Source organism: Candidatus Dormiibacterota bacterium, assembly GCA_035532835.1.
Taxonomy (GTDB): Bacteria; Vulcanimicrobiota; Vulcanimicrobiia; order Vulcanimicrobiales; family Vulcanimicrobiaceae; genus DAHUXY01.
The window spans coordinates 72,503-83,143 of the sequence record DATKQG010000038.1 but is presented as its reverse complement, the minus strand read 5'-3'; the positions used below and the strand labels follow the sequence as shown (position 1 = coordinate 83,143).

The following is a 10,641-nucleotide window of genomic DNA, read 5'->3' as shown; positions in this document are numbered from 1 at the left end:
TACGTCGAGGCGTTCAACGGCTTCGTATTACCGATCGTGCTCTGTTTCTTGCTCGTTCTCGTCAACGATAAACGCGTGATCGGCGAGCGGCACAACCGGCCGCTCGGAAATATCATCACGGTCGCTTTATCGCTGGTCATCGTGGCACTGGGTATCTGGATGACGATTACCACCATCACGCATCCCGGCACCTAAGTCGTAGGTGACGACTTGGGCTAGGCGTACCGTTGAAGCGATGCGCCCGAGCCAAATCCTCGCAGCGGCGACGCTATTGCTGCTTACCGCCTGTGCCGCCCCGCACTTTCGTGGCACGGCGCTCGTCCCGGTGCGCGCGGCTCCCCCGATCTCACTAACCGATAGCTCCGGAAGCGCTTGGCAGCTCGCCGGCCAAACGGGCAAAAACGTTGCGCTTTTTTTCGGCTACACGCACTGCGCCGACACGTGCCCGCTCGCCCTTGCCAAGCTCGTGAAAGCGCGAACGCTCGCCGACCCGGCGGGAACCCGCTGGGAGATTGCGTTCGTCACGGTCGACCCCGAACGCGACACGCCACCGGTGCTGGCAGCGTACCTAAAGCGGTTCGGCGGCGATATCGTCGGCCTTACCGGTTCGCAGCCGGCCATCGCGAGTGTCGAGCGCGCCTACCATGTCTGGGCGCAGAAGATTCCGGGCAAGCGTGCCGGAGGCGACTACGGCTACGATGAAGCGCACGCCTCGGTGATCTTCCTCATCGACGCCCATGGCAACCAACGCGTCTTGCAGGATGCGAGCGATAGTGTTGCGTCGCTCGCGCACGATATGCGACTCTTGAACGAATGATCGCCGCACTCGCGTTCGCCCTGGCCTTATTTCCGATGCACGGCGTGGTGCTCGGCACGATGCCGGGCGACCGTGTGGTTATTCGCAACGACGCCGTGCCGCTGACGCTGCCTCAAGGCGACCGCGTCTACCGGCTCGCTCCCAAGATCGCGGTACGCGCGAACGTCGGCATCGACGGCTACGTCGATCGTTCGACGCAGCCGTGGACGCTTCGCTCGCCGATGGTCGCGGCGCCGTTCTCGCCGGGTCTGCCGGAGACCGGGCGCGTGATCGCGGTTGATGTCGGGAGCACGCTGCCCCATACGGAGCTCATCGACCAAGACGGCCGCCGCTTGCTTCTCGACCAAGCTTTCCGCGGTAAGGTGCTGTTGCTGAGTTTCGTCTTTACGCGCTGCCCGGATGCCACGCTCTGCCCCGCGATTAGCGGCAAGCTCGCCTACATGCAGTCGCACTTGGACCCGGCGAAGTTTGCGATTGCGGAGATCAGCCTCGACCCGCAGTACGATTCCCCCGCGATCCTGCAGCGTTATGGCGCCACCTACGGCGCCGATCCGAAGATCTGGTCGCTCCTCACCGGGACCGGCTCCTCGATCCAGCGCGCGCTCGACCAATTCGGCATCAATTCGCTGCGCGTCAGCTCGAACAACTTCATCCATAACGACAAGCTGTTTCTGGTTACCCCTCAGGGGCGCGTCGCCTACGTCGTGGATACGGCCGGGTGGGACCCCAGCGGCGTGATGGCCGAGGCCCGCAGCATCGCGGGCATGGAGAGCAACCCCTTCGAGCGGGCGAAGCTCTCGCTGCTCGCGGGCGTGGTTGCCATGTGCGGCGGCAGCCAGTACGCGGGGATAGTCTTTCTCGAGCTGGGGCTGGTGCTCATCATCACGATCCTGGTCACCTATGCCCTCTGGCGGGTGGCCCGCGTGCTCTGGCGGACGGAATAGCAGCCGCAGGAGGCGGTCGCGCGCTAAACGGGTATAAGCCGAGCAACCGATGGCAGCACCGCGTAAACCGTTCGACCCGCCCACGCAAGAACAGCGTGCGTTTCTCGAACAGGCGATCGAGCAGTACGGCAAGGCGATCTACAACTTCGCCCTACGCCTGACCCACAACGAGGCGGATGCCCGGGACCTCACCCAAGAGGCCTTCATCCGCGTCTACCGGGCGTGGCGGAGCTTCGTCCCAGGCACGTCCTTCCTCTCGTGGGCCTATCGCATCGTCACGAATTTATACCGCGATGAACTTCGCCGACGAAAAGGACGTTATCAGGAAGAGATCCCTGAAGATAACGCCCCTCAAGCGTTCGGAGGGCAACGGCCCCTAGCCGTAACGCCGATCGACGAGTACGTCGACCGGCAGCTCAGCGAACCGATTTCGAAAGCGCTCCAGGCGCTCTCGGTAGATCAGCGACAGGTCGTGATCCTCGCGGACCTCGAGGAGTACAGCTACCAAGAGATTGCGGATATCGTCGGTTGTTCTATCGGGACAGTCCGTTCGCGGCTGCATCGGGCTCGCAGCCAGCTCCGCAATCTCATCCAGCACTATTCGGCGACATCAACATGAACGAACACCTCAACCACGACGACTTTATCGACTACCTGCACGGCGAATGCGCTCCGGGGCGCGATGCGGCTATTCTCGCGCATCTGAACGGATGCGAAGCGTGCACCACGGCCTACGACGAAGAGGCGCGACTCGGCGAGCTTCTGCGCGCGCATGCCAAACGCACCGAGCGCGAATTGCCGTACGGTATGAGCGCGAGCATTTGGGAGCGCATCGAACGCGAGCAAACCGCACAGCGTCCCGGGTGGGCGGGCGCCGTCGCGGCACTCCTGCGCCCGGCCATCGCCGTACCCGCCGCAGCGGCACTCCTCGTTGCCGCCTACTTCGGGGTGACGGCTCTACAGCACGGCCCGGCTCGGCCTTCGATCGAAGCAGCGTTCTACTTGAACGATCACGCCGCGCTCACGCGCACCGTGCCTTTTAGCGAAGGCGGCTCGGTCGTGCCCTCGACCCTGGCCAGCGATAACGTAGGCACCGATCAGCAAGCGATCGCGCTCACCGGCTCGACATCGGAATCGAATGGATCTCCGTAAGCGCGGTTTTCTCGTCTGCGCGGGCGCGCTCTGCGCGCTTGCGCTGACGCTTGGAGCTACCGCGCCGAAGCCCGCCTCCATTGCGCTGCTACGCGACGCGATGGATGCGCCGGCCCACATCTCGTACATCGGCGAAGTCCAAACGATGCGGATCGGCAAAAAACAATCGGAGGCTGCCGTCTACCGCGTCTATCATCGCGCGCCGAATTTGACGCGCCGATGGTATCTCGCACCGCAAGATCTCTACGGCGACTCGATCGTCTCGCGCGGCAAAACGACGTACTCGGTAGACATCAAACGAAAACGCATCGTCGTGACGCAAGACGACGCGAGCGACGACCAGGTCACCGAAGACGATAATTTTGGATTGCTCGCGAGCAACTATCGCGCGTTGGCGGAGCCGAGCGAATCGATCGCCGGCCGTCGCACCGACGTCATCGCCCTGGTGAACAACTACACCGGGCAGACGACGATGCGCGTCTGGATCGACGATGCGACCAAGCTGCTCCTACAGAAAGAACAATTCGCCCCCGACGGTTCGCTGGTCACCGAGATGCGGTATACCGCCATCCATTTTACCAATTCGATTCCGAACCAATTCTTCGCGATTCCATCGCACCTGCAATCGGTCAAAGGGCCGGACCCCGGCGAACCCAGCCAGGATTACACGCGCATCGTGAAAGCGGCGGGCTTCCAGGCGCGCAGTCCCAAGTATCTTCCCGACGGATTCTTCGCCGTAGCCGGCGACGTGATGGACGTACACGGTATTCGCACGCTCCATTTGCTGTACTCCGACGGCATCCGAACCGTCTCGCTGTTCGAGAACGCACGCGGCGCCGCGGTCGACCTCTCAGCCTACAAAGCAACCAAGATCACGATCGAGCACCACGATGCCGAATACGTGGTCGATGGCCCCACGACGTTGCTGACGTGGTCCGAGCAACACTTGCATTTCGCGCTCGTCGGCGAACTCGACCGCGCCGAACTCCAACGCATCGCCATCTCGGTCGTTCCGTAGCCGCTTCGGGCCGCTAGTCGCCCGAGAGATCTTCGATGCGATCCAGCAGTAGCGACTCGCGCGCGGGGATTGCGGATGCGTGCGCGCCGCTCGGCGCATAATCGCCGCGATCCACGCACCGCGCTATCAGCGCGATCGACGCTGCGAGCGCATCGATGTCGTAACCGCCTTCGAGAACGTAGGCTACGCGACCGCCGCAGAACGCTCCGGCCACCGCGCCGATGGCGGCGGCCAAGGCTCCGGCGGCTTCGACCTCAACCCCTAAATCGCCGACCGGATCGCCGCGAACGTAGTCGAAGCCGGCGCTGACGACGATGGCCGATGGGCGCAGCCGTCGCACGACCTGCGTCAACAGGCGCTCCCAAATGGCGACGAAAGCTTCGGTCGCAATCCCCCTTACCGGCAGCGGGACGTTTGCTATGAGCGCGTCACCCCGCATCTCGCTCTCTTGTCCGGTTCCCGGATAAGCCGGTGACGCATGCGTCGAGACGTACGAGAGGCCGTCGCCGGCGACGCTTTGCGTGCCGTTGCCGTGGTGGTAATCGAAATCGACGATCAACACGTCGCCCCCGTGCCGTGCTTGATATGCGCGGGCGGCGATCGCCGCGTTATTAAAGAGGCAAAAGCCCATACCGCGCGCGGATTCGGCGTGATGGCCCGGCGGTCGCACCAACGCGAACGCCGCCTCTCCCGCGGCCGCCGCATGCTCGAGCGCGACGATCGCACCGCCGGCTGCACGGCGTGCAATCGTTAGCGAGTGCGCGTCGACGACGACGTCGCCGGTGGAGAGATAGCGCGGCGTCTCCAGCGCGCCGATCTCTCGTTTGACCAATTCGAGATACGCCGCATCGTGCACGCGCACGATGTCGGCGTCGGTCGCGTCGCGCGCGGCGAGCGTGTGGTTCAAAAGCCCGCGCGCCCGTAAACGCGCAGCGACCACCTCCACGCGGTCGGGCGATTCAGGATGCCCGAGCCCGCGGAGATGGTCGCCGTAGATGTCGTCGGTGACGAAGCGCAACGAGGTTGCCGCCCGGCGGTTAGCCCTTCTTTTTCTTTGCGGGAACCGGCTTGGAGAGCTGCGCGATCGCGGCTACCACCTGCTTGTACAGGGGGCTACCGCGCTTCATCAGCGGCAGAACGCGGCGATACGCGTGGAGGGCCTTATCGCGCTGATTCGTCTGCTGGTACGCCTTACCGGCCATGAACAGGTACTCCGGCTGCGCCGTTAAGAACTGCGGAGCGGCCTTATCGAGAACGTCGAAGATCTGCGAGGCTTCCTTGTAATTCTTCAGCTCGAAATCCGCACCGGCGATGCACCCGAGCGTCTGGGGCGAACGCTGGATCTGGAAGCTCTTGCTGCAGGCATCGCGTTGTCCGGTGTAGTTGTGGGAGGCGAAATATGCCTGGCCCAAAAGGGCGAAGCCCTGCGCATTGGGCGCGGCAACGGTCAGACGCTTGAGATATCCGATCGCGTCGGTGATCTTATTCTGTCCGAGGGCTACCTGTCCGAGCGAGAGGAGCGCGGGGCCATTGTTCGGGTCGAGGCCGAGCGCCAATTGCCATTGCTGCTGCGCGCTAGTGATGTTCTTCTGCGAGGCAAAGTAATCGCCGTACGCGACGCGCGCCTGCGCGTTCTTCGGAAATTGGGCGAGCAGTTGTTGGAAGACGGCCGTCGCCTGGTCCGGCTTCTTCTCGCCCGAAAAGTACGCAGCCTTACGAACGAGGATCGCGACTTTTTCATCGTCGGTCGTGGCAGCCACGAACGCGTCATCGTAAGCCGAGGACGCGTGCGCATCGTCGTGCTGACGAGCGTAGAGATCGGCCTTGAGCGTGAGAAGATCGACGTCCTTCGGCGAGACGGCGATCGCGCGATCGACGGCCTTTAACGCCATGGGGATGTTGTTCTGTTGAGCCCACGTTTGCGTGATCTCGTAGAGCGGCTGCGGATCTTTCGGATCGAGCGCATACGCTTTTTCAAATTCCGCACGCGCCTGATCCCACTTCTGCTCCGCACCGTAGACGGCGCCCAGGGCGCTGTATGCCTGCGGCTCCTTGGGATTAAACGTGACGGCACGGTTCGCGATGCGCTCTGCGTCGGTCGGACGGTTCGTTCGGAGGTAGAGCGTCGAGAGTTCGCCGAGCACGCCCAGGTTTGTCGGGTCGAGATTGGAGGCTTGCTCGAGGTCGGCAACCGCGGCCGGGATATTCCCCAACTGCTGCTGTGAGTAGCCGTCGAGGTAGTACACCTGCGCGGTCTTATTTCCGAGCTGCAAGAGATGCTGCGTGACTTGCACGGCGAGATCGGGGCGATTGATCCCCAAGAATTGTCCCGCGAGTTCGACCAGCGCTTGCTGGTCGTTTGGATTCGCTTTGAGCTTGGCTTGGAGCCGCGGGATCGCGACGCTCGGTGGCTCGGGCGATGCGGTCGGCAGTGGCGACGGCGACGCCGACGGGGTCGGCGACGCGGCCGGCTTTCCTCCGAAGAGTCCGGCATCGGCGTGGGGCGATGTAGCGGCAATGGCGGCGGCAAAACCGAGAGCCATCAGAGCGGCGAGAGCGAATCGTTTCAAGACGTCGTTTTCCTTTTTCAACGTAACGAACGCGGGAACGCCCGCATTCGTCACGCCATGGGTGTTTTTTAAGCCTTCGAGGCTTGGATCAGCTTGGTGAGTTCCGGTACGATAGCAAAAGCATCGCCGACAACCGTCAGATCCGAGAATTCGGCGATTGGGGCTTGGCCATCTTTGTTGATGGAGACGATCGTTCCCGAGGAACGCATCCCGACTTTATGTTGGATCGCACCCGAGATACCGACCGCGACGTACAGGTTCGGGCTCACCGTTTTACCGGTCTGTCCGATCTGCAGGCTATACGGTACCCAGCCCGCATCGGCCGCCGCGCGCGACGCACCGACGGCACCGCCGAGCGCGTCGGCCAGCGGCTTGAGCAGCGTTTCGAAGGGCCCCGGGCCACCCAGGCCGCGTCCCCCGGCAATCACTGCCGGCGCTTCCTCGAGCGCCATCTCGCCGGTGCCTTCTTCTACATCTTTATCGACCGCGAGCGCGTAGCTCGCCCCAGCCGGCTTGGCCAGCGCGGCAATCGATGCCCCGCTGCCGCCCGAAACCGCCGCGAACGCATTCGGGCGCACCGTGGCGATGCCGTAATCGGCCGGCTTGAGCAGGCACGTGGTGACCGCGGCGCCGCCCATTTTCGGTGAAATGCAGGCGACCGTGCCGCCTTCGATGCGAAACTCGGTGACGTCGGCGCCGATGCCGGCATGCAGCCGTCCGACAAGCCGCCCCGCCACATCCCGCCCGGTGAGCGTGTTGGGCACGAGGATCAGCGCCGGGCCGACGGCCTTTGCGGCGGCTTCGAGATAGTCGATGACCGGATCGAGGAGAAAGCCGTCGACGTCGGCATCGTCGTTGACGTGCACGGTGTCGAGCGGGTAGGCCTTGAGCTTTTCGGCAAGCGCGGTTGAGCCCGCACCGACGACCACCGCATGCGCCGTGCCGCCGAGCGAATCCGCCAGGGTACGAGCCTGCGTGGCGAGCTCGAAGGTCACCTTGGGCGTTTGGCCGTTCTTGTGTTGGACGTAAACGATGACGTTCTTCATCAGACCAGCTTCTTTTCTTTAAGGAAATCGAAGATCGCCTCGGCGCCTGACGGACCGTCGGCAGCCTCAACGATGCGACCCTTGCCGCGAGCGGCGGGCGGCGCGAAGCCGAGCAACTCGGTCTTCGAGCCGGCGGTTCCGACCGGCTGATCCAGGCCGAGATCGCTCAGTGCGAGCGTTGCGATCGTCTTTTTCTTTGCGCCCATGATGCCCTTGAGCGAGGCGTAACGCGGCTCGCCGAAGGTTAGGGCGGTCGTGATCACGCAGGGCAGCGGCCCGTGCACGATTTGATAACCGGTGTCGGTCTCGCGTTCGATCTGCAGCTTGCCCTCGACCACCTCGGCCTTGCGCGCGTTCGTCACCAGAGGCAAGCCCAGGTATTCGGCCAGCGCACCCGGCACGGCGCCGGTGCTGCCGTCGTCCGTGAGACCGCCGACGATCAGAAGATCGAACGGCTGTTTCTTGAGCGCGTGCGCGATGGCGTAGGAAGACGCCCAAACGTCGCTGCCTTCGAGCCCCGCGTCCGTTAGGAGCACGGCATCGTCCGCACCCATTGCGAGCGCCTTGCGGAGCGTCTCTTTGAGCGACTCGGGAGCCATAGAGAACACGGTGACGGTCGAATCGCCGCCAACCTTTTCTTTGATCTGCAGAGCCGCTTCGAGAGCGTACTCGTCATAGGGATTCAACACCGTTTCTACACCGGTGCGAACCAGCCGCTTCGTCGCCGGATCGATGCGTTTTTCCGCATTGGGATCCGGCACAAGCTTGACCGTAACCACGATCTTCACGTGGACTCATGACCTCGTAAGCGTGTGGGGGGAACCCGGGCCCATTAGTGCCGGGCCGCGTCTCTCCCTGCTGATATCCCGACGAGTTTGCGTAGCTGCGACTAAGGGCGCAGGGTCTTGCGAGCCCGCGCATACTGCGGCGGGACGAAAACTTCGGCCCCAAGCTGGTCGGCGGCAGTCCAGGCCCATCGCGGGTCGCGCAGGAAGCCGCGCGCCAGTTCCACCATATCGGCATCGCCTTCGGCGACGATGCGCTCGGCGAGCTGGGGGTCGACGATCATGCCGACGCTCATCGTAAAGATGGCCGCCTGTCTGCGAATCTCCCGCGAGAACTCCACCTGGTAACCGGGGCCCAACGGGATCTGTTGATCGGGCGAGAGGCCGCCGGACGAGACATCGATGAAATCGCATCCGCGCGCTTTGAGCGCATGGGCGAAGGCGATCGACTGCTCGAGATCCCAACCGCCGGGCACCCAATCGGTCGCCGAGATCCGGACGCCGACCGGAGTATCTTGCGGTACGGCCGAGCGCACCGCATCGAAGAGTTCGAGCGGAAAACGCATCCGGTTTTCCAGCGAGCCGCCGTACGCATCCGTTCGCTGATTCGAGAGCGGCGAGAGGAATTGGTGCGCGAGGTAACCGTGCGCGAAATGCAACTCGATAACGTCGATGCCGATACGAATCGAACGCTCGGCCGAAGCCGCGAAATCGCGCTTGACCTTTTGTAAGCCCGCGTCGTCGAGCGCCATCGGAACGTCCCACGCGTCGAACGGAATCGCCGATGGTGCCACGGTCTGCCACTTATCGGGGCCGGTCACCGAGCCGTTGCCCTCCCATGGGGCAAACGTCGAGCCTTTGCGCCCGGCATGCGCGAGTTGGACGCCGACTTTCGCAGGCGTCCAACGGTGAATGTAGTCGACGACACGGCGCATCGCGGCTTCGTGCTCGTCGCCGTAGAGGCCCAGGCATCTGGGCGTAATGCGCCCCTCCGGGCTCACGTGCGTGGCTTCAAAGAAGGCGAGGCTCGCTCCGCCCAGCGCCAAATGCCCCAGATTGACGACGTGCCAATCGTTGCCGACGCCGCCCTGCGCCGAGTACTGGCACATCGGCGAAACCACGATGCGATTATCGAGATGAACGCCGCGAAGATCGATCGGCGAAAACAAGGAACTCATGCCCAAGTGGACCGCTCAATCGGTATAAGGGTTGCGGGATCGCGGCGCTCCCGCGCTATACCAGGCCGTTTTTGATTGCGTACACGGCCGCTTGCGAGCGCGAGCAAATATTGAGCTTTGAAAAAATGCGGCTGAGGTGATTCTTGACCGTCTTCTCCGAGAGCAAGAGATGCACGCTGATCTCTTTGTTCGAGAGGCCTTCGGCGATAAGACGGATGACCTCAATTTCACGCGGCGACATCTCGTTGATGTCCGGGCGTCCGTTATATTGGCTCCGGCGACGCAGCAGGCCGCCCGCCACGCGCGGGTCCACGTAATTCATGCCGGCCCCGACCATCTTTACGGCTCGCAATAATTCGGACGGCATGATGTCCTTCACGATGAACGCTTCGGCTCCCGCGCTCAAGCAGTGCTGCATCACCTCGGCTTGCGGACGGATCGAAAGCACGCACACCTTCGCATTGGGGACGGCATCGTGACACGCCGACATCGCTTGCTCTAAATTGACCTGGACTCCATCCAAATCGAGCAGGATCAGGTTTGGATTCGCTTTGATAAGGGTTGCCGCCACGACGCCTTGCGCGTCGCCGCAAATCTGCAGCGACGGGTCTTGCCCGAAGACGTGGTATAACGCCTTTGCGAATAACGCCTGGCTTTCGATGATAAACAGGCGAGTCGTGGTTGCTGTAGCGGCAGTGCCGACGGTTGTGGAAACGGTGGAAGAAAGCACAATCGAACCTCTTAACCAGTGATAAAAGACCTGGTCTCCGTAGTCTATCAAAACGCCTACGGTACCGTAGTCCCCAAACGACGCATTATTTAATGGGTCCTTTGAAGCGGGCGGACAACAAATGGCGCATGCGACGGCCGAAAACGTCCCGCTTCACTTGCTACCAAAGACCTAGGTCGCGAGCGAGCCCACGCCTGCGGTTAGAACCTCCGACGCTCCGCGGTTTGCATGTTATGCACTTCTGCGAAAACGTTGTGTGCATTGAATCGCCATCTTAGGCCGTTCGGGTTACAACGCTGGGAATTTCGGGCAGACGTGGTTGGAATCGCATCGTTTACCCTCATACTACGTGCATACGTTCCGCAACAGACGGTGGCTAGCTTTGGGAGGGCTCTCACATG

The 10,641-nt window shown here is 62.8% G+C and carries 12 protein-coding genes; 6 read left to right on the top strand and 6 right to left on the bottom strand.

Annotated elements, in window-relative coordinates; genetic code table 11:
- The 6 genes from VMW12_05550 to VMW12_05525 all read left to right on the top strand — a co-directional run.
- A partial coding sequence (locus VMW12_05550; protein ID HUZ49193.1) for a hypothetical protein occupies nucleotides 1–195 on the top strand: 195 nt, incomplete at its 5' end.
- 7 nt (nucleotides 196–202) lie between these two features.
- Nucleotides 203–817, top strand: coding sequence for an SCO family protein (locus VMW12_05545; protein ID HUZ49192.1), 615 nt, complete (start codon nucleotides 203–205; stop codon nucleotides 815–817).
- Nucleotides 814–1,761, top strand: a complete 948-nt coding sequence (locus tag VMW12_05540; protein HUZ49191.1) for an SCO family protein — start codon at nucleotides 814–816, stop codon at nucleotides 1,759–1,761. Before VMW12_05545 ends, VMW12_05540 begins: the two co-directional genes overlap by 4 nt.
- Nucleotides 1,762–1,810: 49 nt before the next feature.
- Nucleotides 1,811–2,380, top strand: a complete 570-nt coding sequence (locus VMW12_05535) for a sigma-70 family RNA polymerase sigma factor (protein HUZ49190.1) — start codon at nucleotides 1,811–1,813, stop codon at nucleotides 2,378–2,380.
- Complete coding sequence (locus VMW12_05530) at nucleotides 2,377–2,913, top strand: zf-HC2 domain-containing protein (GenBank protein HUZ49189.1); 537 nt, start codon at nucleotides 2,377–2,379, stop codon at nucleotides 2,911–2,913. The genes VMW12_05535 and VMW12_05530 overlap by 4 nt, the downstream gene beginning before the upstream one ends.
- A complete protein-coding gene (locus tag VMW12_05525) occupies nucleotides 2,900–3,931 on the top strand; it encodes a sigma-E factor regulatory protein RseB domain-containing protein (protein ID HUZ49188.1) in 1,032 nt (343 codons plus the stop codon). Before VMW12_05530 ends, VMW12_05525 begins: the two co-directional genes overlap by 14 nt.
- Nucleotides 3,932–3,944: 13 nt before the next feature.
- Here VMW12_05525 and VMW12_05520 read toward each other — a convergent pair whose 3' ends face one another.
- From VMW12_05520 to VMW12_05495, 6 genes are all read right to left on the bottom strand, one after another.
- A complete protein-coding gene (locus VMW12_05520) occupies nucleotides 3,945–4,949 on the bottom strand; it encodes a histone deacetylase (GenBank protein HUZ49187.1) in 1,005 nt (334 codons plus the stop codon).
- Nucleotides 4,950–4,968: 19 nt separating this feature from the next.
- The gene (locus tag VMW12_05515; GenBank protein ID HUZ49186.1) at nucleotides 4,969–6,501 is read right to left on the bottom strand and encodes a tetratricopeptide repeat protein; all 1,533 of its coding nucleotides are present in this window, start codon (nucleotides 6,499–6,501) and stop codon (nucleotides 4,969–4,971) included.
- 68 nt (nucleotides 6,502–6,569) lie between these two features.
- Nucleotides 6,570–7,547: an electron transfer flavoprotein subunit alpha/FixB family protein gene (locus VMW12_05510; GenBank protein HUZ49185.1), complete on the bottom strand. Its 978-nt coding sequence runs from the start codon at nucleotides 7,545–7,547 to the stop codon at nucleotides 6,570–6,572.
- Nucleotides 7,547–8,335 (bottom strand): electron transfer flavoprotein subunit beta/FixA family protein, encoded by a 789-nt coding sequence (locus VMW12_05505; GenBank protein HUZ49184.1) that lies wholly within the window; start codon nucleotides 8,333–8,335, stop codon nucleotides 7,547–7,549. The genes VMW12_05510 and VMW12_05505 overlap by 1 nt, the downstream gene beginning before the upstream one ends.
- 101 nt (nucleotides 8,336–8,436) lie before the next feature.
- On the bottom strand, nucleotides 8,437–9,510 hold the full coding sequence (locus VMW12_05500; GenBank protein ID HUZ49183.1) for an NADH:flavin oxidoreductase/NADH oxidase: 1,074 nt from the start codon (nucleotides 9,508–9,510) through the stop codon (nucleotides 8,437–8,439).
- Nucleotides 9,511–9,565: 55 nt separating this feature from the next.
- Nucleotides 9,566–10,240 carry a response regulator transcription factor gene (locus VMW12_05495; protein HUZ49182.1) on the bottom strand — a complete coding sequence of 225 codons (675 nt, stop codon included), beginning with the start codon at nucleotides 10,238–10,240 and terminating at the stop codon, nucleotides 9,566–9,568.
- Nucleotides 10,241–10,641: the final 401 nt, after the last annotated feature.